The organism is Stenotrophomonas sp. 80084_Sma (genome assembly GCF_056481995.1).
In genome coordinates, this window is sequence record NZ_CM151177.1 from 4,754,225 (window position 1) to 4,779,068 (window position 24,844).

21 protein-coding genes are annotated in these 24,844 nt (G+C 68.0%); 12 read left to right on the forward strand and 9 right to left on the reverse strand.

Annotation, left to right across the window (positions count from 1 at the left end; translation table 11 throughout):
- Positions 1-17 precede the first annotated feature (17 nt).
- Genes recD through recC form a run of 3 tightly spaced genes read right to left on the reverse strand, consistent with a single transcriptional unit; the run spans position 18 to position 8,919 of the window.
- Positions 18-1,898, reverse strand: a complete 1,881-nt coding sequence (recD, locus tag ACZK3W_RS21805; RefSeq protein ID WP_180837995.1) for an exodeoxyribonuclease V subunit alpha — start codon at positions 1,896-1,898, stop codon at positions 18-20.
- A complete protein-coding gene (recB, locus tag ACZK3W_RS21810) occupies positions 1,895-5,575 on the reverse strand; it encodes an exodeoxyribonuclease V subunit beta (RefSeq protein WP_125892565.1) in 3,681 nt (1,226 codons plus the stop codon). Before recB ends, recD begins: the two co-directional genes overlap by 4 nt.
- On the reverse strand, positions 5,572-8,919 hold the full coding sequence (gene recC, locus ACZK3W_RS21815; RefSeq protein ID WP_125892567.1) for an exodeoxyribonuclease V subunit gamma: 3,348 nt from the start codon (positions 8,917-8,919) through the stop codon (positions 5,572-5,574). The genes recB and recC overlap by 4 nt, the downstream gene beginning before the upstream one ends.
- A 189-nt stretch (positions 8,920-9,108) precedes the next feature.
- Between recC and ACZK3W_RS21820 the strand changes: the two genes are divergently transcribed.
- Genes ACZK3W_RS21820 through ACZK3W_RS21845 form a run of 6 tightly spaced genes read left to right on the forward strand, consistent with a single transcriptional unit; the run spans position 9,109 to position 13,205 of the window.
- Positions 9,109-9,897 (forward strand): ABC transporter ATP-binding protein, encoded by a 789-nt coding sequence (locus ACZK3W_RS21820; RefSeq protein WP_049462908.1) that lies wholly within the window; start codon positions 9,109-9,111, stop codon positions 9,895-9,897.
- Positions 9,897-10,646, forward strand: coding sequence for an MlaE family lipid ABC transporter permease subunit (locus ACZK3W_RS21825; protein ID WP_005414955.1), 750 nt, complete (start codon positions 9,897-9,899; stop codon positions 10,644-10,646). Before ACZK3W_RS21820 ends, ACZK3W_RS21825 begins: the two co-directional genes overlap by 1 nt.
- A 59-nt stretch (positions 10,647-10,705) precedes the next feature.
- The gene (gene mlaD / locus ACZK3W_RS21830; protein WP_010487482.1) at positions 10,706-11,230 is read left to right on the forward strand and encodes an outer membrane lipid asymmetry maintenance protein MlaD; all 525 of its coding nucleotides are present in this window, start codon (positions 10,706-10,708) and stop codon (positions 11,228-11,230) included.
- The gene (locus ACZK3W_RS21835) at positions 11,227-11,889 is read left to right on the forward strand and encodes an MlaC/ttg2D family ABC transporter substrate-binding protein (RefSeq protein WP_010487479.1); all 663 of its coding nucleotides are present in this window, start codon (positions 11,227-11,229) and stop codon (positions 11,887-11,889) included. Before mlaD ends, ACZK3W_RS21835 begins: the two co-directional genes overlap by 4 nt.
- Entirely contained in the window at positions 11,879-12,190 is a 312-nt protein-coding gene (locus ACZK3W_RS21840; RefSeq protein WP_032128488.1) for an STAS domain-containing protein, read from the forward strand. The genes ACZK3W_RS21835 and ACZK3W_RS21840 overlap by 11 nt, the downstream gene beginning before the upstream one ends.
- 1 nt (position 12,191) lies before the next feature.
- Entirely contained in the window at positions 12,192-13,205 is a 1,014-nt protein-coding gene (locus tag ACZK3W_RS21845) for an MlaA family lipoprotein (protein WP_032128489.1), read from the forward strand.
- Positions 13,206-13,289: 84 nt separating this feature from the next.
- Here the strand turns inward: ACZK3W_RS21845 and ACZK3W_RS21850 are convergent, their stop codons facing one another.
- The 3 genes from ACZK3W_RS21850 to ACZK3W_RS21860 form a co-directional block, all read right to left on the reverse strand.
- The gene (locus ACZK3W_RS21850) at positions 13,290-13,835 is read right to left on the reverse strand and encodes a glutathione peroxidase (protein ID WP_125892569.1); all 546 of its coding nucleotides are present in this window, start codon (positions 13,833-13,835) and stop codon (positions 13,290-13,292) included.
- A gap of 137 nt (positions 13,836-13,972) precedes the next feature.
- Positions 13,973-14,371, reverse strand: coding sequence for a hypothetical protein (locus ACZK3W_RS21855; protein ID WP_125892571.1), 399 nt, complete (start codon positions 14,369-14,371; stop codon positions 13,973-13,975).
- A 71-nt stretch (positions 14,372-14,442) separates the two neighbouring features.
- Positions 14,443-15,978, reverse strand: a complete 1,536-nt coding sequence (locus ACZK3W_RS21860) for a DNA recombination protein RmuC (RefSeq protein ID WP_049400349.1) — start codon at positions 15,976-15,978, stop codon at positions 14,443-14,445.
- 45 nt (positions 15,979-16,023) lie between these two features.
- Here ACZK3W_RS21860 and ACZK3W_RS21865 point away from each other — a divergent pair, with 45 nt between their 5' ends.
- Positions 16,024-16,629 carry a glutathione S-transferase family protein gene (locus ACZK3W_RS21865; protein WP_478450273.1) on the forward strand — a complete coding sequence of 202 codons (606 nt, stop codon included), beginning with the start codon at positions 16,024-16,026 and terminating at the stop codon, positions 16,627-16,629.
- 121 nt (positions 16,630-16,750) lie between these two features.
- On the opposite strand, the gene ACZK3W_RS21870 is transcribed toward ACZK3W_RS21865, so the two are convergent.
- Positions 16,751-17,758, reverse strand: a complete 1,008-nt coding sequence (locus tag ACZK3W_RS21870; RefSeq protein ID WP_049420932.1) for a zinc-binding alcohol dehydrogenase family protein — start codon at positions 17,756-17,758, stop codon at positions 16,751-16,753.
- Positions 17,759-17,849: 91 nt separating this feature from the next.
- Between ACZK3W_RS21870 and ACZK3W_RS21875 the strand changes: the two genes are divergently transcribed.
- The 5 genes from ACZK3W_RS21875 to ACZK3W_RS21895 all read left to right on the forward strand — a co-directional run bounded on the left by ACZK3W_RS21875 (position 17,850) and on the right by ACZK3W_RS21895 (position 22,191).
- Positions 17,850-18,821, forward strand: a complete 972-nt coding sequence (locus tag ACZK3W_RS21875; RefSeq protein WP_121504956.1) for a LysR family transcriptional regulator — start codon at positions 17,850-17,852, stop codon at positions 18,819-18,821.
- A gap of 15 nt (positions 18,822-18,836) precedes the next feature.
- Positions 18,837-19,466 carry a leucine efflux protein LeuE gene (leuE, locus tag ACZK3W_RS21880; RefSeq protein WP_049420930.1) on the forward strand — a complete coding sequence of 210 codons (630 nt, stop codon included), beginning with the start codon at positions 18,837-18,839 and terminating at the stop codon, positions 19,464-19,466.
- Entirely contained in the window at positions 19,463-19,891 is a 429-nt protein-coding gene (locus tag ACZK3W_RS21885; RefSeq protein ID WP_414578237.1) for a hypothetical protein, read from the forward strand. Before leuE ends, ACZK3W_RS21885 begins: the two co-directional genes overlap by 4 nt.
- 5 nt (positions 19,892-19,896) lie before the next feature.
- Positions 19,897-20,586, forward strand: coding sequence for a suppressor of fused domain protein (locus ACZK3W_RS21890; RefSeq protein WP_478450274.1), 690 nt, complete (start codon positions 19,897-19,899; stop codon positions 20,584-20,586).
- 177 nt (positions 20,587-20,763) lie between these two features.
- Positions 20,764-22,191: an amino acid permease gene (locus ACZK3W_RS21895; protein WP_032128498.1), complete on the forward strand. Its 1,428-nt coding sequence runs from the start codon at positions 20,764-20,766 to the stop codon at positions 22,189-22,191.
- 92 nt (positions 22,192-22,283) lie between these two features.
- On the opposite strand, the gene ACZK3W_RS21900 is transcribed toward ACZK3W_RS21895, so the two are convergent.
- Positions 22,284-23,525 carry a dipeptidase gene (locus tag ACZK3W_RS21900; RefSeq protein WP_478450275.1) on the reverse strand — a complete coding sequence of 414 codons (1,242 nt, stop codon included), beginning with the start codon at positions 23,523-23,525 and terminating at the stop codon, positions 22,284-22,286.
- A 124-nt stretch (positions 23,526-23,649) separates the two neighbouring features.
- A complete protein-coding gene (locus ACZK3W_RS21905; RefSeq protein WP_295555531.1) occupies positions 23,650-24,819 on the reverse strand; it encodes a class I SAM-dependent rRNA methyltransferase in 1,170 nt (389 codons plus the stop codon).
- Positions 24,820-24,844 lie beyond the last annotated feature (25 nt).

Sequence of the window (24,844 nt, forward strand, 5' to 3'; positions counted from 1 at the left end):
GGCGCATCGCGCCCGTTTCAGAACAACGTGCCCTGCACCATGGGCTGTTCAATGCGCGCCGGCTCTTCGGCCACCGCTTCCGCACCCAGTCGCCAGGCCAGACCACCCAATCGGCTGGCGTGGCGTTTTAATGCGGCCTGCAGCACATCGGCGCTGCCGGCCACATGCAGCACCTGGCGGGCGCGGGTCAGGCCGGTGTAGACCAGTTCGCGCGACAGCACGCGGCTGTCCTGGCGCGGCAGCTGCAACCACACTTCGTCGAACTCCGAACCCTGCGCCTTGTGCACGGTCATCGCGAAGGCGCTTTCATGCGCGGGCAGTGCGGCCGGGTGGAAGGCGCGCGGCTGGTCGACGCTGTCGCCGGGGAACCAGGCCACCATCGCGCCGCTGCCATCACGCAGGCAGATGCCGATATCGCCGTTGAACAGGCGATGCCGGTAGCTGTTCTCGGTGACCAGCAGCAGGCGACCCTGGAAGTAGCCGGGGGTGTTGCCGGCCAGCAGCTGTTCGATGCGGCTGTTGAGCCCGCGTGCGCCCTGCGGGCCTTCGCGCAAGGCGGTCAGCACACGCAGGCGCCCGGCCTGCTGCAGGGCAAGCACTGGATCAGCCGCGTCGGCCAGTGCGCGCCAGTGGCCCAGCAGGTGCTCGCGCTGGCCACGCAGCGGATCGGCCTCGCCTTCGTGGAAATGCACGCCGGCCAGTTCACCGCTGCGCAGCAGCTGCAATGCTGTGCTGCTGTCGCCCTCGCGCACGGCGTGGGCCAGCGGTGCCAGATCCAGCGCATCGCTCTGCCGGTAGCCGCGCTGCAGCTGCACGCGGCGCCCGGCGAAGGCGCGTGGTGCGGCCTGCGGCTGCAAGATGGCCGGCGCCAGAAGACCATGCAGTGCCTGCGCGTCATCAGCGCGGGTACCGATGCCATCACCGCTGGCACGCAGGATCGCGCTGAGCACGTCGCCGGCCTCGACCGAGGGCAACTGATCGGGATCGCCGAGCAGGATCAACCGGGTGCCGCTGGCGATCGCGTCGACCAGCTTGGCCATCATCGGCAGATCGATCATCGAGGCTTCGTCGACCACCACCACATCCACCGGCAGCGGATTGTCGGCATGGTGGCGGAAGCGCGGTGAATCGGGAATCACGCCGAGCAGGCGATGCAGGGTGGTGCCGGTACTGGGCAGCGCCGCGCACAACGCCGGGTCCAGTCCTTGTTCCTGCAGCCGTTGCACGGCGACGCGAAGGCTCTCGGCCATGCGCTCGGCGGCACGCCCGGTGGGCGCGGCCAGCGCCACCTCGGGCAGTGGCTGGCCGGCGTGCCGGGCCTGCGCGGCCAGCAGCAGCAACAGGCGCGCGATGGTGGTGGTCTTGCCGGTGCCGGGGCCGCCGGTGACCAGCGCCAGCGGATGGCGCAGGGTCACGCCGGCGGCGCGTGCCTGATGATCTTCGCCGCCCAGTGCCTGCGGGAACAGCTGCGCGAACAAAGGCGCCAACGCTGCCATGTCCGGCGCCGGCAGCGGATGCCGGCCGATGCGCTGCAGCCCAGCCGCCAGCTGACGCTCGTACTCGCGATAGCGGCGCAGGTAGAGCAGGCCGTTCTCCAACACCAGCGGCGCATCCTCGGCGATGGCGTCGGCCTGCTCCGGCGTCGCGACCCACGGCGATGCGCACAGCTGCTCCAGCCAGTCCTGCGCGGCAGGCCACTCGGGTACGCCTTCCAGCAACCGCTGCGGTTGCGCCGGATCGAACGCAGCATGGCCTTGCGATACCGCCAGCGACGCAAGCGCAGCCGCCAGCGCCACGCTCTCGGGCGTGTCGTCGCGCAGCCGCTGCAGGCTGGTCGCCAGTGCATGGTCGAGGGTGCGCAGCAGGCCCTTCTGGTGCAGTTCCTTCAGCAGGCTCATGCACTGGCTCCGCGGGCACGCGCAGCCAGTTCGGCCTGGGCCTGTTCGCCACCGGCGAACAACGCATCCAGGGCATCCACCAGCGCCAACGGGAAGCGGTCCACATGCACACCGTTGCCGGCGGCATCCAGGCCGCGGCAGAACAGATAGCGGATGCCGCCCATGTCGCGCTCGTAGTCGTAGGCCGCACCCAGGCGGAAACGCAGCCAGCGATGCAGGGCCACGGTGTAGATCAGCGCCTGCAGGTCGTACTCGCTGTGCCGCATGGCAATGGCCAGCAGGTCCGGGCTGTAACCAGGCAGGCGGTTGGACTTGTAGTCGAGCACGTACCAGCGCCCATCGCGCACATAGGTCAGGTCGATCATGCCGGTCATCAGCCCTTCCAACCGGCGGCGCTGGCCGAAGCCGCGTCGCGTGCTGGAAACACCGTGCGCATGCAGCACCTGCAGCAGCGCCGGCACCGTGGTCGGCTCGATGGCGAAATGGAAGTCGATTTCCGCGCGACGCTCGCCTTCACCCAGGCTGTGCAGCGCACCGCCTTCGGGCAGCGGCACGGTGAGCGTGTGGCCGACCAGCGGCACCAGTACGGACACGCCATCATCCAGATCGACGTCAGCATATCCTTCGTCGTGCAGTGCCTTGCGCAATACCTCGGCCTGTCCCTCAGGGGCTTGCAGACCTGGCTGCCAATCACCCCATGCGGCGAAGTCGACGTTCTCCATCGCTTCGTGCAGCACGTTGCCGAAGCGACTGCCCATGAAGCGCGGGTCGACCGGTGTGCTGTCTTCGGCCGCCGCGGCGGGTTCCGGCAACGCCGGTTCCAGTGGCAGTTCCGGGCCAGCGGGTTCGTCGGCAGCGGGCGCCGGCAGCTCGGTGGCGGCGGCTTCGATATCACTGCCCGCGCCGGCATCGGCGTGGGCCAGCTGGGTGAAGCTGTACACCCACCAGTCGTGCGGGACGCGCCGGGTCAGGGCACGCACCGCCGGAAGGTCACCTTCCACTTCGGCCGCCAGCTGCGGCAGCGCGGCCGCTGCCTCACTGTCATCGATGTGCACATCGGCGTGCGCGCGCAGCGCCTGCAGGTCACCCAGCAGCGGCGCCAGCCGCGTCTTGCCGAGCCCGGCCAGATCACCCACGGCGATCCACAGCGCATGCTCGGCACGGGTCAGTCCCACATACAGCAGGCGCGCATCCTCGGCCCGCTGCTCGCGCTCACGTTGGTTGCTGGCCGCTTCCCAGGCCTCGTCCTTGTCCAGCTTCCAGTGCAGCTGGCGCTGGCCACCGACGTGCACCGTGCAGTGCGAGGCGGTGTTCGGTGCGCCGCCGTCGATGCCGACGAAGGGCAGGAACACCAGCGGATACTCCAGGCCCTTGCTCTTGTGCAGGGTGATGATCTGTACCCGGCGCGCATCCGATTCCAGGCGCAGCAGCTGTTGCTCGTCATCCTGATCGGCGCTGGCCATCTGCCCCTGCAGCCAGTCCAGCAGACCGTGCATGCCCAGCGCCTGCGCCGAGGCTTCCTGCAGCAGTTCGCCCAGCTGCAGGTAATTGGTCAGGCGGCGCTCGCCGTCGATCAGCGCCAGCAGGCGTTCGCCCTGTGCGGCACAGACATCGGCGATCACCGCGAACGGTCCGCCGCGCTGCCAGCGCTCGCGCCAGTTCAGCAGCTGTGCCTGGAACTCGCGTTGCAGGTCGCCCTCGCGCTCCATCGCCGCGATCGCGCTGGCGCGTTGACCGAGCAGGACAGTGGCCAACGCTGCACGCAGGCGGCCTTCGTCAGCCGGTTGCAGCAGCGCCAGCAGCAGCGCACGAAGATCGCGCGCTTCAGCGGTGGCGAACAGGCTCTGCTTGCCGGCTGCCACCGCGGGAATGCCGACCGCCGCCAGCGCGCGCTGCACCAGCGTGGCCTCGCGATGCGAGCGCACCAGCACCGCGATATCACCGGGTTGAACCGGGCGCCCACGCAGCACGGCATTGCCCGCACGCGCCTCGACCAGGATCTGGTGAATCGCAGCCACGCAGGCCTGGGTCGCGGCATCACGCGAGGCGTCCGCACTCATCGCCTTGTCACCGCCACTGCGCAGCACGCGCAGGGTGAGTGCCGTGGCGGCATGGCCATCACGCTGGTAGTCCTCGTCGATGCGCACGCCACCGGGCCGCACCGGCTCGAACTGGATGTCGCGTTCGAGGAAGGCGTCTTCGCCACCGTTGTCGTACAGCGCCTGCAACGCACGCAGCACAGCCGGTCGCGAGCGGAAGTTCTGGTCCAGCACCGGCGCCTGCTGTGCCACCTGCTTGGCCTTCAGGTAGGTGTGGATATCACCGCCGCGGAAGCCGTAGATCGCCTGCTTGGGGTCGCCGATCAGGAACAGCGCCGGTGGCAGGCCGAGTTCACGCACCTCCGGCGAATCGCCGAACACGGTGTGGAAGATGCCCCACTGGCGATCGTCGGTGTCCTGGAACTCATCGACCAGCGCGATGCGGTACTGCGCACGCAGTTGTTTCACCAGCGTCAACCGTTGCGGGCCTTCCAGTGCCAACGCCACGCCATCGATCAGGTCGTCGTAGGTCTGTACCCGGCGCGTGCGCTTCAGCGCCTGCAGGCGCTGCGTGGCTTCGGCGCGAAGCGCGTGCAGGAAGTTCAACGCGGTACCACGCAACCAGGCATCGCGTTCGGCCAGCAGCGCGACATAGCGCGCCAACGGCGCCTGCAATGGCGACGATGGCGTGCGATCGGGGAATTTCTTGTTGGTCTTGTCGGCCAGCACCTCCGGCAGCAGTGCCGGCAGGCGCTCGCTGGCCAGCATCTCGCGCGGGTCGCCGCGCTCAGCCCAGGCCAGCAGCTGTCGGCCTAGCGGGTGCAGCCAGCCCAGCTTGTAGGACACGCCGTTGATCCACTTGTTGTCGACGGCATCGCAGAGGTCGATGAAGAACTGCTCGCCATGCTCGCGAAGCGCCTGCTGCAGTTCGGCGGCGGTGGCCTGCAAGGCCGGGTGTGGATCAGCCAGCGTCACCGGCTGTGGCAACGGGTGCAGGGGCGGCGTGCCCAGCAGCGCGCGCAGATCGGCGGCCAGCGCGTCCGGGTTGGACCACAGCCAGGTCAGCGGCTCCAATGTGGCCGGGTCGTTGGCATGCACGCGCCACAGATCAGCGGCCAGCTCCTCCAACAGTTCACGATCGCTGGCCAGCAGTTCCGGCGGATCAAAGGTATGGCCGCTTTCCAGTGCATGCTCGCGCAGCACGCGGGTGCAGAAGCCGTGGATGGTGAAGATCGAAGCCAGGTCGATCTCGTCGGCAGCCACCTGCAGGCGGCGTTTCAGTGCGACCGCGCTCTCGGTTCCGCCCTGTAGATGGCGCTGCAGTACCTCGCGGGTCAACCGCAGGTCTGGCGCTTCGCCCTCGGCCGGTTCCAGATCGACCAGGCGCGCGGCCAGCGCCAGGCGCTCGCGGATGCGTTTGCGCAGTTCCTGGGTGGCCGCATCGGTGAAGGTCACCGCCAGGATCTGGCCGATACGCAGGCCCTGCTCCACCACCAGTCGGGTGAACAACGTGGCCAGGGTGAAGGTCTTGCCGGTGCCTGCGCTGGCTTCAATCAGGCGAATGCCGTCCAGCGGCAGGGCCAGGTAGGGATCGCCCGCCATACGCTGGGTTTCCTTGTCTGCGATGGCGGTGTTCATGCGTTGCCCTCCTGGCGTGCTTCGGTACCGAGAGTGCGGCCTTCGCGCACCGCGCTGAAGACCACCTGGCTGTTGCGCAGCAGCTCGGCATAGCTGGCATCGGTGGCAAACGGGTCGGCACCGCGCAGCAGCAGCTGCCAGGCGTCGCTGCTGGATTCACCCCAGCTGCGGTCGCTGCCATGCCACTGCTTCCAGCCTTCGCTGCGCTGTTTTTCTGCCGGCGCGTTGTACAGCACCCAGCCGGTGTACGGGGCAAAGCGCAGCGGCTCACGCAGGCCGCGCTGGCGCAATTGCAGCAGCGCACGCAGCGCGGCGCGTGCAGCGGGGGCGCTCAGTGCTGGCAGCACATGCGGGCCGGGCCCGGCGTCACCGCCATCGTGGAACTGCACCAGCGGCAACGCATCGCCGGCGGCGTTGGCCAGCAGCCAGTCCAGGCCCTGGCGGATCACTGCATTGCCATTGAGGGTACCGGCGCGCAGGCGCACCAAGCCCTCGGGATGCCGATCGGCCACGCGGCCATGCAGGCGCACGCCCTCGATGTCCACTTCGTAGCGACGGCTTTCCAGCGGTTCGCCCTGCATCCAGCCCAGCAACGCACTGGCATACGGGCGCGTCTTCAACTGCTCCCCCTCGAACTGGCGCTCGCCCAATGGGCCGGACGGCAGCAGGCCGCGCGCGCGCAGCCGCGGGTACAACGGCTCGGTATCGCCGCTGAGCGTGGCGCGCACCACCGCCGCCTGCACGCTGCGCTTTTCCGGGCCGCGCGATGACAGCACCAGCGGTTCCAGGTCATCGACCTCCTCGATATCGTCGGCCAGGCGCAGGCCCAGCGACTGCGCGAGGAACTGCCCGGCCGGATCGCACAGGAAACGGCGCAGGGTATCGAGTGCGACGTCGTCCTCCACCGCATCGTCGAGCGGCGGTGGCAGCGGTGCGTCGAACCACGGCTGCAGTCCACCGCGCTGGCCAGTGAGGCGACCGGCCGCCGGATGCCACTGGCGGCGATAGCTGAAGCGACGCGGATCGCCATCACCAAACGCCGCCGGTGAGAACGGCTGCATTGCGTGGCGCACGGTGAAGTCGCGGACCGCCGCAGGCGGATCGAGGTGATACGCAGCGGCGGCATCGATCAGTTCACTGACCAGCACCGACGGCTCGCGCACGCTGCCATCGCGCGGATCGGCACCGAGGTAGCTGAGGTAGAACACCTCCTGCGCGGCGGCGAACAGCTGCAGGAACAGGAAACGGTCGTCTTCGCGGGTGGAGCGGTCGCCCGGTCGGCGGCGCGGCGTGTCCAGTTCGGCGGTGAGCTGGTTGAGACCGGCCGCCGGGTCACGGCGCGGGAAATCGCCATCATTGAGGCCCAGCACGCAGATCACCCGGAATGGCAGCAGTCGCATCGGCACCATGCGGCCGAAACTGATGCCACCGGTCAGCAGCGGTGCGCGCGTATCGGCCTCGCCCAGCGCGCCGGCGAAGTGCGCACGTACCACCTCCGGCGGCACGCCTTCCGCGAAGCCGGCCTTGGCAGCATCCTCGGCGAACTGGTTGAGCAGCTTGCGCAGGCGCTCCAGGGCACGCTGGCTGTTGGGTGAACTCGGCGCGGTGGGCAGCAGTGCATCCAGCAACGACAGCAGGCGCTGTCGCCATTGCGCCGGGGTCAGCAGCTCGCCGAGGCGACGCTGGTAGATCGCCAGCACGCGCAGCAGGCGCAGCAGCCGGTCCAGCGCGTCCAGCGCGCCGCCTTCCAGTTCGATCCACGGTGCGACACCCGCCAGGTCGGCCTCGCTGCCGGTGGCATGGCCGAGCACCAGGCGATCCAGCGCGAACTGCCAGGTGTAGGCGTCGTCGGCCGGCGCCTGGTGCTGGTGGCGGTGCTTCGCATCCAGGCCCCAGCGTGCACCGGCCTGCTGCAGCCAGCCATGCAGGCGGTCGAAGTCCACCGCTTCCAGCCCGGCCGCTTCGGCCAGCGGCGCGCTGGCCAGCAGGTCCAGCACCTCATTCAGGCCAAAGCGCGAGACCGGCAGGCCCAGCAGGTGCACGAACACATCAGCCAGCGGTTCACCGGCCAGCGGGCTGCTGTCGGCCAGCGCATAGGGGATGTGCTCCTCCTCGCCACCACGGCCGCCGAACACCGCTTCCAGGTACGGCACGTAGGGATCGATGTCCGGCGCCAGCACCGCGATCTCGCGCGCCTGCAGCGGCGGGTCGAAGCGCGGGTCCTGCAGCAGGCTGCGCAGCTGGTCGTGCAGCACCTGCAACTCGCGCAGGCGGGTATGGCAGGCGTGTACCTGCAGGCTGGGGTCGTCGCTGCGAAGCCCGTCACGCAGCTCGCCCGAGGGCAGTGCGCGGCGGTGGAACAGGTCACGCTGCAGGCGATGCAGCAGGCTGTCGGACAGGCCGCCTTCGTCCAGGGTCGGCCGGGTGTCGTCCTCCGGATCGGAATAGGCGGCGATTTCGCCGGCCGGATGCACCACCTCGTAACTGCCCAGCACCGCCATGAAGTCGCGCCCGGCCGCGCCCCAGGCTTCCAGCAGACGGTTCTCGCCGGCTGCTTCGCCGAAGGGATCGGGCGCGCCGCTGCGCAGGCGCTCGGCCAGGGTCTGCAGATCGCCCCAGTACGACTGCACCGGGGTGGGCATATAGAAATGCAGCTCGCCAACACGTGCCTGGGTGGCCATCACCCGCAGCACATCGGGCGAGATGTTGAGCGTCGCGAACGCAGACATGCGCGGTGGCAAGCCCTTCGGCAAGGGTTGGCCGGCCCCTTCGAAACGGTCCAGGTATTCCTGGATGCGGCGCGCGCGGTAGTCGTGGCCGTGGGTGATGGTGCGCCACAGGATTGCCTGCGGATCGGACGGATCGGCACCGGCCGCCCAGCGCAGCAGCCAGTCGCGGCGCCACGCCTGGTACTTCTCGAACACCGAGGCCAGCTCGCCAGCCAGCGCCCACGGCTTCAATGCGTCATCGCCGGCAAGATAGGACTGCAGCGCGCGCATCGGTGGCTGCGCCAGCAACGCCGGGTCGCGCAGGGCCTGGTACAGCTTCCAATGCAGGCCGGCCGCGTCCAGGTCGTCCTGCTCGCCGCTGACGTTGGCCTTCAGCGCGCGCGCCACGAACTCACCCGGGGTGAGGAATTCGAGGTTCGCAGCCACACCGAACTCGGTGGCCAGTGTCGCTTGCAGCCAACGCCGCATCGCTACCTGCGGGATCAGCACCACTTCCGGTGCCAGCAGCGGCTGGCCAGGAACGGGCGTACGCACATTGCGCGCCAGCAGCGCGGCCAGCACGTCCAGGGAGTTGGAATGGTAGAGGCGGAAATCGCTGCCTGGGTCACTCATCATGCACAGTGTGCAGGACAGCAGGCAGTATTCAATGGTTGGGCCGCGAGCGGTACGGATTGTTCCGGGACACCAGCCGATTGTCCCGGCCTCCGCCGAGGCTTGTCGTGCAACAATACTGCACCGTCCAGTCTGCTTATGTTCAGCCGACGGGCCCGATCCTTCGATGTCTAAAAAACGTTAATGGTGCCCATGTCGGCTTCCACCTCCAGTCTGGTGCAGTTATCCAACGTCCGCATCGACCGGAGCGGACGCACGATCCTGCGCGACGTGTCGCTGCAGGTGCCCAAGGGCAGCATCACCGCCGTTCTGGGTCCGTCCGGCAGCGGCAAGTCGACCCTGCTGGCGGCGCTGACCGGCGAACTGCGCCCGGTCGCCGGCGAGGTCACCCTGTTCGGCAAGCCGATTCCGCATGACAGCGGCGCGCTGCTGGAAATGCGCAAGAGCGTGGGCGTGCTGCTGCAGGGCAACGGCCTGCTGACCGACCTGACCGTGGCGGAAAACGTGGCGCTGCCGCTGCGTACGCACACCCGCCTGCCGACCGCCGTGCTGCGGCGGCTGGTGCAGATGAAGCTGCATTCGGTGGGCTTGCTGGCCGCCGCCGATGCCTGGCCGCGCGAGCTGTCAGGTGGCATGGCGCGCCGCGTGGCGCTGGCCCGTGCACTGGCGCTGGACCCGCCGCTGATGATCTACGACGAGCCGCTGACCGGGCTGGACCCGATCGCCTCGGGGGTGATCATGAGCCTGATCCAGCGCCTCAACCACAGCCTGGGCCTGACCAGCATCATCGTCAGCCACCACGTGCACGAGACCCTGCCGATCTGCGACCAGGTGATCGCGATCGCCAATGGCGGCATCGTGTTCCAGGGCACGCCCGAGGCACTGCAGTCCAGCCAGGACCCGCTGCTGCGGCAGTTCCTGCACGGCCAGCCCGATGGCCCCATCCCGTTCGATGCCGCGCCGCGCGCGAGGGTCGCCTGATGCCGTTCGTTCAAGCCACCCGCTCGCTGGGTCGTGCCGGCCTGTTCTCGCTGACCGTGCTGCGCGGTTCGCTGCCGACCCGTGATTTCCTGGCCGAGTTGACCCGCGAGATCTACAAGATCGGTGCGCGCTCGCTGCCGATCATCGCCGTCGGCGGTGCCTTCGTCGGCCTGGTGCTGACCCTGCAGGGCTACCGCACGCTGACCACCTTCGGTGCGGCCGACGCACTGTCGACCCTGCTCGGGCTTTCGCTGTACCGCGAGCTGGCACCGGTGCTGACCGCGCTGCTGTTCATTGGCCGCGCTGGCAGCTCGATCGCCGCCGAGCTAGGCCTGATGCGTGCCACCGACCAGATCAAGGCGCTGGAGCTGATGGCGATCGACCCGGTGGCCAAGGCGGTGGCGCCGCGCTTCTGGGCGGCGGTGCTGACCGTGCCGCTGCTGACCGGCATCTTCTGTTCGCTTGCAATCAGTGCCAGCTACTTCGAAGCGGTGCACGTGCTGGGCCTGGACAATGGCGTGTTCTGGTCGGCGCTGCGCAACAGCGTGGACTTCTGGGACGACTTCGGCGTGGCAATGCTGAAGTCGGCGATCTTCGGCGGCACTGCCGCGCTGGTTGCCGCCTATGTGGGTTTCCACGCCGAGCCGACCATTGAAGGCACTTCGGTGGCGACCACCCGTGCGGTGGTCAACGCTTCACTGCTGGTGCTGATGTTCAACTTCGTGCTGTCGGCAATGTTGTTCACCTAACCCCTCCACCGGCGGTGCGCAGGCGCGCGCGGCCACAACGACTCGATCAGGTAATCCACATGGCCATCCGCGGTCCCAGACTCGAATTTTCCGTCGGCGCCTTCCTGCTGCTGGCCCTGGCCTCGCTGATGGTGCTGGCCGTGGCCTCGACCAACCAGCGCTGGAGCTGGGGCAGCGAAGGCTACGACCTGAAGGCACGCTTCTCCCAGGTCGGCCAGCTGCGCAAGCAGGCACCGGTGAAGATCGGCGGCGTCACTGTCGGCCAGGTCGCTTCGATCGACCTGGACCCGGTGAAGTTCGAATCGATCGTCACCCTGCGCATGGACAGCAAGGTCAAGGACCTGCCGGCGGACACCTCGGCCGGCATCTTCACCAGCGGTTTGCTCGGCGAGAGCTATATCGGTCTGCAGCCGGGCGGTGATCCGGACGTGCTGAAGGCCGGTGACGAGATCGTCTTCACCCAGCCAGCGGTGGACCTGATCCAGCTGGTCGGCAAGTACATGTTCAGTGGCGGTGCCGGTGGCGGCGCTGCTCAGAAGCCCAACGATGGCGCGCAGGCGCCTGCAACGGAACCGCAACCATGAAGATGAAACTGATCCCGGCCCTGCTCGCCTCGGCGCTGCTGGCGGCCACCCCGTTCCTGGCCCAGGCCCAGGCCGCTGCGCCTGCCGCTGCCGCAACGCAAAGCCAGGCCGGCAAGGTGGTGATCGATGCCAGCAGCCGCATCCTGTCCACGCTGCAGCAGCGCAAGAGCGAGTTCACCAGCAACCCGGCCAGCCTGCGCAGCTACATCGACAGCGAGCTGACCCGCACCTTCGACCGCGACTACGCCGCGCGCCTGGTGCTGGGCCCGCACGCCCGCGGCGCCTCCGACGCCGACATCAAGCTGTTCGCCGATGCCATGGCCGACAGCCTGATGCAGCGCTACGGCTCCACCCTGCTCAACATCCAGGGCAAGCCGAGCTTCCGCCTGAAGGGTGAAAGCCCGCTGCCGGGCAATCGTGGCGTGCGCGTGAGCACCGAACTGGTGCGCGCCGGCAACGAACCGACCCCGGTCGAGTACTGGATGCGCAACGTGAACGGCCAGTGGAAGATCTTTGACGTCAACATCGAAGGCATTTCCTACGTGCAGACCTTCCGCAACCAGTTCGACACCCCGCTGCGCCAGAAGGGCATCAAGCAGGTGGCCAACGAACTGCACAGCGGCAGCATGCAGGCCGGGCCCGCGGGCAATGGCAAGTAACGCACTGGCGCTGCTGGAAGGCGACACCCTGCGCCTGCGCGGGGTGCTCGACCGTGCCGCGGTGATCGCGCTGTGGCCGCAGCTGCAGGCCCTGCCGGCAAAGCTGTCACGGCTGGAGCTGGGTGAGGTCGAACGCGTGGACAGCGCCGGCCTGGCGCTGCTGGCCGAGCTGGCCGCACGTGCGCGCAAGAGCGGTCACCCGCTGGCAGTCTCCGGCGCGCCGGCCGGCTACAACGAGCTGAGCGCAGCCTACCGGCTGTCGCCCGACCTGGATTTCAACGCTACTTCTGCTGCGAGCTGACATGAACGTCGTACGCACTTTCCCCCTGATCGTCCTGGCCACCGCCCTGACCGCCTGCGCCGGCAAGCCCGCACGCAGCGATGCGCCCGCAGCCAGCACCGTGGTCCCGGCCAGCACCATCGCCGAGGCCTCTGCCCCCACCGCCGATACCGCTACGGTCGATGCCGCACCGGCAACAGCCGTGGTTGCCGCACCTGCGCCGGCCACGCCGCCATCCGCACCGGCCCGCAGCGCCGACACCGATGCGGCCAGGGCCGCGGCGGCGACCGCCCCCGGTGGTGACGACGACTTCGATGCCCTCTACGGCGGTGCCGGTAACACTGGCAGCGCGGCAGCCTACGATCCGTGGGAACCGTTCAACCGCAAGGTGCACACGTTCAACAACGCGGTTGACCGTGGCATCGCCCGCCCGCTGGCCACGGCCTACACCCACGTGGTGCCGCGCTTCGCCCGCACCGGCGTCAGCAACTTCTTCAGCAACCTGCGCGCACCGGTGACCATCACCAACCAGCTGCTGCAGGGCCGCGGTGCAGATGCGTGGGACAGCCTCGGCCGCTTCCTGATGAACAGCACGCTGGGTATCGGCGGCCTGTTCGATCCGGCCAGCAAGGCGATGGTGCCGCGTCGCAATGAGGACTTCGGGCAGACCCTGGGTGCCTGGGGCTGGCGTCGTTCGCGTTACGTGGAACTGCCGTTCTTCGGCCCTCGCACCGTGCGCGATGTGTTCGGCCTGGCCGGTGACATTCCGCTGTCGCCGATCCGCCGCATCGAAGAGGACAAGATCCGCATCGGCCTGCAGGGCATGCAGCTGGTCGATACCCGCGCGCAGCTGCTGGCGATCGACGACCTGCGTGACACCGCCGTGGACGAGTACTCGCTGGTACGCGATGCGTGGATGCAGCGCCGCAACTACCAGATCGAGAACGATCTGCGCAGCAAGCGCGACCGTGGCCACGACGATGCCAATTCGCCGATCCCGGTCGATGCGATGCCGATGCCGCAGTGGACGCACTGAGTCCGGTCTGCAGCGCATGAAAAACCCCGCCTCGGCGGGGTTTTTCTTTTCCGGTAGGTGCCAACCTTGGTTGGCACGCTTTCCTCAGGCTGCCAGCGCTGCCTCGATGGCCTCGCGCAGGCGCGCGTCATCGGCAGCCACGTCCGGGGCGAAACGCGCGATGACCTTGCCGTCGCGGCCAACCAGGAACTTCTCGAAGTTCCACAGCACCGCCGGTGCTGCGTGGATCGGGATCTCCTTGCTGGCCAGGCGCTCACGCAGCGGGCCTTCGCCGATCGACTGCGGCTGGGCGGCGGTCAGCTGCTGGTACAGCGGATGGGTATCGTCACCGGCCACGCTGATCTTGGAGAACATCGGGAAGCTGACGTCGTAGGTGAGCTGGCAGAACTGCTGGATCTCTGCCTCGCTGCCCGGCTCCTGGCCGAGGAAGTTGTTGGCGGGGAAGCCCAGTAATTCCAGACCCTGCGCGTGCTTTTCCGCATACAGCGCCTGCAGGCCTTCGTACTGCGGGGTCAGGCCGCACTTGGAGGCGACGTTGACCAGCAGCAGTACCTTGCCCTGGTAGTCGGCAAGCGAGGACGGCTGGCCGTCGATGGTGGTGAGGGAAATGTCCTGGATCGGGGTGCTCACGCGGGGGCTCCGGCAACAGCGGGGAATGGCCCACCAGCATAGCGCCGCGCGATGGCGGTAGTGCCGGCCGCTGGCCGGCAAACGTGCGACCGTTCGCAAGGGTTCATGCGGTTGCCGGCCAGCGGCCGGCACTACGATCAGTCCACGCAGATCGTGCCCTGCGCCTTGCCGTCATCAATGCGCTGGCGGCAGCCGAAGTTCTGGCGCACATCGCGCTGGCAGGTACCGGTAGCGGCGCTGCCAGCGGCCACCTCGGGACCGGCCAGGCACTGGCCCGTGCACTCGTTTTTGCGGCTGCAGGCCTTGCCGGCATCGGCATAGGGAATCACGCACTGCTCGCGCTGCAGCCGGCCGAGCCGCTGCAGGCTGCCACCGGCGGCCTGGCAGTCGACGTCGCGCGCTTCGCGATACGCCTCGGCCGCTTCAGGGCTGGTGGCTGCGGCAGGTGCCGCGGTCGTATCGGCAGCCGGTGGTGCGCTGCTGCAGGCGGCAAGCAGCGCGGTCAGGACAAGGCTGGTGAAGCGGCGCAGGCGCATGACGATACCTGATCGAGGCGGACAGGCCGCCAGCATACGCATCGGCGATGCAGGCGGCGTGTCAGCGTGGCTCAGGCCTCGTCGCCGTCACTGCCTTCCTCTGCTGGCAGCGCGTCCGGCAGCAACTGGCGGCTCTGCTCAACCGGCAGCGACTCGACATCCCTCAGCTTGCGGGCGATCGCGCGGGTGCGCACCCCGGTCTGGTCGATCTGCTTGCTGGCCTGGTCCAGCTTGGCCTTCACGTTGTCCAGCACATCGCCGAACTTGCCGAACTCGGTCTTCACCGCCCCCAGCAGGCTCCACACCTCGCTGGACCGCTTCTCGATGGCCAGCGTGCGGAAGCCCATCTGCAGGCTGTTGAGCAGTGCGGTGATCGTGGTCGGCCCGGCGACCACCACGCGGTGGTCGCGCTGCAGCAGATCGACCAGGCCGGGGCGCCGGATCACCTCGGCATACAGGCCTTCGGTAGGCAGGAACATCACCGCGAAGTCGGTGGTGTGCGGCGGCACGATGTACTTCTCGCAGATCGACTTGGCCTGCACCTTCACCGCACGCTCCAGCTGCGCACCCTGCACGCGTACCAGTTCGGCGTCACCCTGCTCCTGTGCGTCCAGCAGGCGCTCGTAGTCTTCGCGTGGGAACTTGGAGTCGATCGGCAGCCACACCGGCGTGTCATCGCTGCTGCGGCCCGGCAGGCGCACGGCGATGTCGACCATTTCGCCACTATCCGGGCGTACCTTCACCCCGCGCGCGTACTGCTCCTGGATCAGGGTCTGCTCGAGGATGTTCTCCAGCTGTACTTCACCCCAGCTGCCGCGCGTCTTGACGTTGGTCAGCACGCGCTTGAGGTCACCGACGCCGGTGGCCAGCTGCTGCATCTCGCCGAGGCCGCGCTGCACCTGTTCCAGGCGCTCCGAGACCAGTTTGAAGGACTGGCCAAGGCGTGTTTCCAGGGTGGACTGCAACTTCTCATCCACCGTCACGCGCATCTGTTCCAGCTTCTGCGCATTGTCGCTCTGCAGCGCGCGCAGCTGCTCTTCCAGCGTCGTGCGCATCTCGGCGATGCGCTGCTCGTTGCGCTGGGTCAGTTCCTGCAGGCGCAGGCCAAGGCTTTCAGTCAGGCGCTGCTGCGACTGCGCGCCCTCCTCGCGGCCCTTGCGTGCATCGTCCACCAGGGTCTGCCGCAGCGCGCCGAGCTGGGTATCGGTACGCCCGGTGAGCTCCTGCAGCTGCTGGCCAAACGCATGGATGCGGGCTTCCTGCTGCTGGCCGAAGGTCTCCAGCTGGCCGCGCAGCTCCTGCAGCCGCTGTCCCATCAACGCCGCGCCGCGCTGCTGGCTCTCGGCCGCTTCGGCGCGCGCCTTGCGGGCATCTTCGCCCAGCGCTTCGCGCAGCAGGTCGAGGCGCTGGTCGGTGCGGGTGGACAGATCGGTCAGCGCGCGGGCGAAGCCATCGAGCTGTTCGCGCAGCTCGCTGCGCCCGGCCCGCGCCTCCTCGCGCACCGCCTGTTCCAGGCGGTCATGCGGCGGGCGGCGCAGCAGGGCGACCAGCTGCAGGATGAGCACGGCCAATAGAAGGCCGCCAATGAGCAGATATTCGGTTTGCATGGGGCAAGTGTAGGCTGGCCGAGTCTCAACTGCTGCGTCAGGACCATGGTCATCCTCTACGGAAAGCCCACCTCCATCAATGTGCGTAAAGTGCTGTGGCTGTGCGCGGGGCTGGATCTGCCCCTGCACCACGAACCGGCCCCCTCGCCGGACCTGCTGGCCACGCTGAACCCCAACCGGCAGGTGCCGGTGCTGCGTGATGGCGACTTCGTGCTGTGGGAATCCAACAGCATCTGCCGCTACCTGGCCGCACGCGCCGGTCGCGAGGATCTGCTGCCACATGCAGCAAAGGACCGGGCCCGGGTGGAGCAGTGGATGGACTGGCAGGCCAGCGACCTCAACAGCGCATGGCGCCATGTGTTCATGGCGCGCGTGCGCCAGCATCCGGACTATCCGGATGACGCCCGTGCCGAGGCCAGCCTGGCGCAGTGGAACCGGCTGATGGGCGTCCTTGATGCACAGCTGGCCACTACCGACGGCTACGTGGCGGGCAACACCTTCACTCTGGCCGACATCGTGCTCGGGCTGTCGAGCCAACGCTGGCGCAGCACGCCGGGCAGCAAGCCGGTACTGGCACACGTAGATGCCTGGTTCGAACGCCTACGCCAGCAGCCCGGTTTCGCCGAGTACGTCGACAACGGTGTGGCCTGAGCGGTGGCTTCTGCAGCTGTTGGCAGGTGTCGACCTTGGTCGACACGGCTGATCCACGCCATGCGTGGATGAAGCGCTGTAGAGCCGGGCGCAGGCTCGGCTCCACAGGAAAAACCGGGCCTTACCAGCCTTCCAGCACGATCTTGCCCTTGGCGCGGTGGCTCTCCAGCAGCGCGTGGGCACGCCGCAGGTTGGCCGCGTCGATGCGCCCGAAATGCTCGCCCAGGGTGGTCTGCAGCACGCCTGTGTCGATCAGCTCGGCCACCCGGTTCAACAGGTCATGCTGGCGCTGCATGTCGGCGGTCTTGTAGAGCGGCCGGGTAAACATCGACTCCCAGTGCAGTGACAACGCCTTGCGCTTGAGCGCCATCACGTCGACCTGGCCGGGATCATCGATCAGCCCCAGCTGGCCCTGCGGCGCCAGCAGTTCCACGATCTGCGCGTAGTGCTGGTCGGAGTGGGTCAGGCTGGCCACGTGCTGCACCTCGCTGATGCCGAGCCGCGCCAGGCCCTCGGCCAGCGGCAGGCTGTGGTCGATCACATGGTGTGCGCCCATTGCGTACGCCCAGTCCTGGGTATCCGGACGCGAGGCGGTGCCGATCACCGTCAGTTTCGTCAGCTTCCGCGCCAACTGCACCAGGATCGAACCGACACCGCCGGCAGCGCCGATCACCAGCAGGGTCTGGCCTTCGCCACCGCCCTCGGGGATGCGCAGGCGGTCGAACAGCAGTTCCCAGGCGGTGATCGCGGTCAGTGGCAGCGCGGCGGCGGCGGCATCGTCGAGGCTGGCCGGCTTGCGGCCGACGCTGCGTTCGTCCACCAGCTGGTACTCGGCGTTGCTGCCCGGGCGATCGATGACGCCGGCGTAGTAGACCGCATCGCCGGGCTGGAACAGGGTCACCTCGCTGCCCACCGCGTCGACGATGCCGACCGCATCCCAGCCCAGCACGCGTGGGCCATCGGTGGCCACGCCGCGACGGACCTTGGTGTCGACCGGGTTCACCGCCACCGCACGTACCGCCACGCGCAGGTCACGCGGGCCAGGCTGCGGCAGCTCCAGTTCGATGTCGATCAGGGCCTGGGCATCATCGATCGGCAGGCCGGCTTGGGTGTAGGCAATGGCGCGCATGGCAGCGGTCCAGTGGGGAAGGAGGCGACAGGTTGCGCCGCACGCGCTCCCGCAGAAAGGCGCAGAATCGGGCAGCACTTTCACTCTGGCAATGAAGATGATCCGCTTCGACGATCTGCAGCTGTTCGTCCGCACTGCCGCACTGGGCAGCTTCTCGCAGGCGGCGCGCGAGGCCGACCTGCTGCCCGGGCAGGTCGCCGCGGCGGTGGCGCGGCTGGAACGCGAGCTGGACCTGCGCCTGTTCGTGCGCACCACCCGCAGCCTGCGCCTCACCGGCGAGGGTGCGCTGTACCTGCCGTATGCGCAGGAGGTACTGGCCACCCTGCGCGAGGGACAGGCGCGCGTGCAGGGCGAGGACACCGAGCTGCACGGCACCCTGCAGCTGTCGGCGCCCTCGGACCTCGGCCGCAACCTGCTGCTGCCCTGGCTGAGCGCCTTCCGCGCCGCGCACCCGCGGCTGCGCCTGCACCTGCGCCTGTCCGACGAGGTGGCCGATGTATTCCGCGACCCGGTCGACGTGGCCATCCGCATCGGCCACTTCGACGACGCCAACTACGTCGCCCTGCCGCTGCTGGAAGGCAATCGACGCGTGCTGGCCGCCTCGCCCGGCTACCTGCAGCGGCGTGGCACGCCCACCCGCCTGGAGGATCTGCGCGAGCACGACTGCCTGGTCTATCAACTCAACGGCCGCGCCTACGATCGCTGGTCATTCGAGGTCGACGGGCGTCGCAGCGTGATTCCGGTGCGCGGTCCGCTGGTCTGCGACGACGCCGATGTAGTGCGACGCTGGGCCGTGGCCGGCGAAGGCATCACTTACAAGTCCTGGCTGGACCTGCGCGAGGACGTGCTGGCCGGGCGCCTGCAGCTGCTGCTCGATGGTGTTGGCAGCAGCATCCCGCTGCAGCTGGTATGCCCGCACCGCAAGCAGTTCTCGCCAGCGGTACGGCAACTGCATGCGCAGCTGCGCCAGCACCTGCAACCGCTGCTGTCTGGCATGCCCACTGGCCTCACCCGCCCCCTGTCGCCAACGGCGGCACTGGCCGACAATGGCGGCCCCCCGTAACAAGAGAACGCCGCCATGCCGTGGATGGGCATCCAGGACCTGTGGACATTTCTGGTCGCTGTGCTGGTGTTTCTTGCCCTGCCCGGCCCCGGTACCTTCACGCTGCTGACCGCCACCGGCCGTGGCGGCGTGCGCGGCGGCTACACCGCGCTGGCCGGCCTGCTGGTCGGCGACCAGATCCTGATGTGGCTGGCGTTGGCGGGCGTGGCGGCGCTGCTCAAGGCCAACCCGCTGGTGTTCCACGCGGTGCAGTACCTCGGTGCGGCCTACCTGGTGTGGGTGGGCATCAGCCTGCTGCGCACACCGAAGCACGAGAGCGGCGACGCCGGTCCGATCCGCATGCAGCCGGGGCGCTACTTCCAGCAGGCGATCCTGGTCAGCCTGCTCAATCCGAAGGCGATCCTGTTCTACATGGCCTTCCTGCCGTTGTTCATCGATCCGAAGGCACACCAGGGCATCGCCACCTTCGCTGCGCTGGCGGGCATCATCCTGGTGGTCAGCATCGCCTACTGCTCGATGTTGATCGGCGTGGGCAACCTGGCCCGTCGCCGGCTGATCCAGCATCCGCGGATCAGCGACGCGCTGCGCCGCGTGGCCGGCCTGTTCCTGGTGGGGTTCGGCATCCGGTTGGGGCTGAACGGATGAAACCCTGGCCGACGGCGATGGGCGCCCTGCTGCTTCTGGCCAACACGAGCGCCCCGGCGGCCACCGCGCAGGATCATCGCTGCCTGAGCGGCGGCCGCAATGACGGCATCCATCTGGAATGGCGTTGGCTGGATGACGGCCAGGCCGACGTTCGCTATGCCGGGCAGCGCGAACGCCTGCTGCTGCGCCGGGTTTCAATGGAGACCACGGTGCTGGCCGAAGACCGCCCCTACCAGTTCGACAGCGTCTGGGAAGAGCGCATCAACGGGCGCCTCAACGGCCGCTACCTGCTGAGCACGCAGGGCGCGCTGGTGCTGGACCTGAGCTACGAGCGTGCCCGCGACGGACGTCGCACCACCTTCCACGATGACGTCGAGGCCTGGCAGGAAGACGGCTGCCGCTGGCCCGGCAAGGTGGCCGAGTGAGCACCATGGACGACGACACCCTGCTGGAGCGCAGCTGGGAATATCGGGAGGAGACGCTGTACCGGCGGTTGTTCGGCGATACCGGGCCGGGGATCTATCCGATCGACATGGATCTGCTGCGCAACGTCTTCAAGCAGGACCAGATCGACCCGCGCTGGCTGCATGTCGGCGTCAATGCCTGCCCTCCGCACGGTGATCGAAGGCACTGGATCTATATCAGCTCCGGCCTGTCCAACCCCTGGGAAGGGCGGCACGAAGATGGCGATTCGGGGTTGGGCATCGAACTGATGCTTGAGACGCAGGAAGAAGCGACCTGGGCACTGACCACCTTGCGCTGGTTCACCGCGTACCACCTGCTGCTGTGCCACTCACGCATGCCCGGCAATCCGTTGGCGCCATGGGACCGGCTGAAGCTGGGGGGGCCGGTGGATCACGCAGGGAGCATGCTGCAGGCGGCCGTCTTCGTTCCGTCGTTGCATTTCCCGGGACCCCAGCAACTGCCATCGGGACGATTCGACTTCCTGCAGCTGCTGCCGTTGACCCTGGACGAGCACGCGTTCGGCCGCACGCAGGGCTTCGAAGTACTGGTGGCCCAGTTGAGAACCCAAGGTGCGGCGCCAGTGGTTGATCCGCAGCGGGTCAGCATCGATCTGGCCCCTGCTCTCACGCTTCAAGCGCCTCCCGGCTCGCCTTGAGGGATCGAATCATTTCGAATCCTGCCAACATTTGTGCCGATTCCGGCAGAATGCTCGGAGTACAGCCGCGCCGGTGACGCATCTGACCCTCGCATGACCCCCGTCAGTGGTAATGCTGCGCTGCGTTCGGTCACACTCGGGAACTTGTCGTTCTTAGTCACCCCTTCCGAGGCCTGCATGTCCCTGTTCCGGCGCAAGTCCCTAGATTCCGTCACCGTCCACGAAGCCGGCAGGCGCCTGATCCCGACGCTCAGCTGGCCGCACCTGATCGCGCTGGGTATTGGCGCCATCGTCGGTACCGGCATCTACACGCTGATCGGCGTCGGTGCCAACCTGGCCGGCCCGGCCGTGCTTATCTCCTTCGCCATCGCCGGTGCGGTCTGCGCCTGCGCGGCACTGTCCTACGCCGAGCTGTCGACGATGATGCCGGCCGCCGGCAGTGCCTACACCTACAGCTACAGCGCGCTGGGCGAGGTGTTCGCCTGGGTGGTGGGCTGGAGCCTGATCCTGGAGTACTCACTGGTGGTGAGTACCGTGGCGGTGGGCTGGTCCGGCTACTTCGTCGGCTTCCTCGAATGGGTCCACACCCAGTTCGGCTGGAACGTGCACCTGCCCGCCTGGCTGGCGGCCGGCCCACACGTGGAAGGCGGCATGATCAACCTGCCGGCGATCGTCATCACCTGGCTGGTGGCCGGCATGCTGATGGCCGGCACCAAGGAAAGCGCCACCCTCAACGCCATCCTGGTGGTGTTCAAGCTGATCGCGCTGGCCATCTTCGTGGCCGTGGCCCTGCCCGCCTTCGACAGCGCCAACCTGCAGCCGTTCATGCCGTATGGCTTTGCCAAGTCGATGGGCCCTGATGGCGTCGAACACGGCGTAATGGCGGCGGCAGCGATCATCTTCTTCGCCTTCTACGGCTTCGATGCGATCTCCACCGCCGCCGAGGAAACCAAGAACCCCGGCCGCGACCTGTCGATCGGCATCATCGGTTCGATGATCGGCTGCACCATCGTCTACGTGCTGGTGGCGCTGGCCGCGGTCGGTGCGATGAGCTACGCGGTGTTCGGCCACAGCGCCGAGCCGCTGGCCCTGATCATGCGTCAGCTGGGCCATCCGACCGCGGCGATGGTGATCGGCGTGATCGCGATCATCGCGCTGCCGACCGTACTGCTGGCCTTCCTGTACGGCCAGAGCCGCATCTTCTTCGTGATGAGCCGCGATGGCCTGCTGCCGCGTGGCCTGTCCAAGGTCAACGCACGTACCGGCACGCCGGTGGCGACCACGCTGTTCACCGCGGTGGTGGTGTCGGCGCTGGCCGGCGTGGCCCGCCTGGACGAGATCGCGGCGCTGGCCAATGCCGGCACCCTGGCCGCGTTCACCGCCGTGGGCATCTGCCTGGTGGTGCTGCGCCTGCGCGAGCCGAACCGCGAACGTACCTTCCGTACCCCGCTGGCCTTCGTGGTTGGTCCGCTGGCCGCGCTGGGCTGCATCTATCTGTTCCTCAGCCTGCCGCACAGCACCCAGCTGTACTTCCTGCTGTGGAACCTGGCCGGCCTGGTGCTGTACTTCCTGTACAGCCGCCGCCACGCGCTGATCGCGAAATAGCCGGATCACCGGTAGTGCCGGCCGCTGGCCGGCACCTCGCATCCTGTTGATACGGGCCATGCCGGCCAGCGGCCGGCACTACCGCAGGGCGGTCAACCGCCCTGCTTTGCAGCGTAGTCCTGCGCCTGGCGCATCACCCGCAGCAGGTTGCCGCCCCAGATGCCGGCAATCTGCTTCTCGGTATAGCCCTTGCGCAGCAGCCACGCGGTGATCTTCGGCAGCTGGCTGACATCGGGCAGGTTGCTCAGGCCACCGCCGCCATCCCAGTCCAGGCCGATGCCCACGTGCTCGGGGCCCACCACCTTGAGGATGTGCTCGAAGTGGGCGAAGAAGTCGTCGAGGCTGGCATGGCGCACCGGGTGCTCGTGGTCCAGCGCCTGCTCGGCCTTCAGCAGGGCAACGCCCTGTTCGATGCCCATGCCTTCCCAGCCACCCAGCTGCTTGCTCAGCGCTTCCTCGGCCTGCTTGCGCTCGGGCGTCTTTGCGGTGTCGATCAGGTAGCCACCATAGGCGTTCACCTGGATCACACCGCCGGCCTTGGCCAGCTTGCGCAGGCGCGCGTCATCCAGATTGCGCGGGTGGTCGTAGACCGCCTTGGCCGAGCTGTGCGAGAGCACGAACGGCACCGGCATCATCGCCAGCAGGTCGTCGAACACCGCATCCGAAGCATGTGACTGGTCGATCACAATGCCCAGCTTCACCGCCTGCCGCACCAGGTCCTTGCCGGCCGGGCTCAGGCCTTTCCACTCCGCACCCTTGGGGTCGGTGGCCGAATCGGCAAACTCGTTGTTGGCAAAGTGCACGGTGCTGAGCAGGCGCAGGCCGGCGCGGTGGTAGAACGACAGCAGGCTCGGGTCTTCCACCAGCGGGCTGGCGTTTTCCATGCTGATGTAGACCACGCGCTTGCCGGCGGCCTTGATCCGCGCCGCGTCATCTGCGGTCAATGCCAGCGCGAAGCGCTCGGGGTTGGCCGCCAGCATTTCGCGGATCTCCAGCAGCCGCTGCAGGCCATGGTCACGCTCGGCGAGGTGCGCGGCGGGGCTGCGGTCGCCCTGATCGGTGTAGATCGCCCAGAAACCGCCGTCCAGCGCACCTTCGACCATGCGCGGGTAGTCGACCTGCGAAAGCGCGTTGCGGTCGTGACGCTGCTCGATGTCGAAGCCGGTTCGGCCGAAATTGGCCGGCGTATCCAGGTGGCTGTCGAGGGTGACCAGGCGCTGCTGCAGGGCCTTGGCGCGCGCCAGCTCCTGTGCGCTGAACTCGATGGCATGAGCCGACAGCGGCGCGCACAGCGCCAGGGCAAGCACGACGGACAGGTGGCGCAACGATGGCATGGGCTCTCACCGGCAATGGGAAGAGCCCGACCATAGCGCTGCGGACCGCGGATTTGTAGAGTCGAACTGTGCTCGACTGATCAGGCACCGCGAGTCGAGCATCGCTCGACTCTACATCTGGAAATCAGTCCACCACGCGGCAGAACACGGCCTTGAGGTAACGCGATTCCTGCACGTGGGCCATGAACGGATGGTCCGGACCGGCGCCGGCCACCTTCAGGATCTGGATCGTGCGGCCGGAGAAATAGGCCGCACGACGCAGCATGTCGAGGAACTGGTCCTCGGCCACCAGGCCGGTGCAGGAGAACGTGGCGAACAGGCCACCGGGCTTGACCACGCCCAGCGCCAGCTTGTTCATGTCCAGGTACTTCTTCAGCGCGGTGATGACCTGGTCGCGGTCGCGGGTCATCTTCGCCGGGTCCAGGATCACCACATCGTACTGCTCACCGCGGTTGGCGGCGTCGCGCAGCCACGGGAAAATGTCGGACTGGACGAACTTCGGGCGCACGTTGTTCAGGCGCGAATTGCCCTTGGCGATCTGGATGACGTCTTCATCGATGTCGATGCCGACCACTTCAGTGGCACCACGCGCCGCCGCGTACACGGCGAAACCGCCGGTGTTGCAGCACAGGTCGAGCACGCTCTTGCCTTCCACCTGCTGGCTCAGCCACTCGCGGTTCTCGCGCTGGTCGGCGAAGAAGCCGGTCTTGTGCGCACCGGCCGGGTCAGCGCGGAACTTGATGCCGTACTCGGTGATCACCGACGCTTCGGTGGTGGTGTTGCCGTGGAAGTCGAAGCTTTCCTGCTTCTGCACGTGCTCGTCGGCAAAGCTGTGGAAGCGGCAGCCCGGGAACTGCTCGCGCAGGGCGTCGTAGATCCACTCGCGGTGGCGGAACATGCCGGCGGCGAAGAATTCGACCACCACCAGGTCGCCGTAGCGGTCCACCACCAGGCCGGACAGGCCATCGCCCTCGCTGTGCACCACGCGCCAGGCGTCGGACACCGCGTCGAGCTTCAGCACCTCACGGCGCAGCGACACCGCCTGGGCGATCTTGCGCGAGAACCAGCCAGCATCGACCGGCACGTTCTGGTCGGTTTCGAGGATGCGCACGGCAATGCGCGAGTGCCCGTTGTAGAACCCGCGGCCGATGAACTCCCCGTCCACGCCGACCACGTCGACGATGGAACCGGGCTTGGGCCGGACGGTCGGCTTCTCGACCAGTTTCTGGAAGATCCACGGGTGGCTGGAACGCCACGCATTCTTGAGGCGGACAATCGGAAGGGGGGTATTCATCCACCTATTGTAGCCGGGGGGCGCT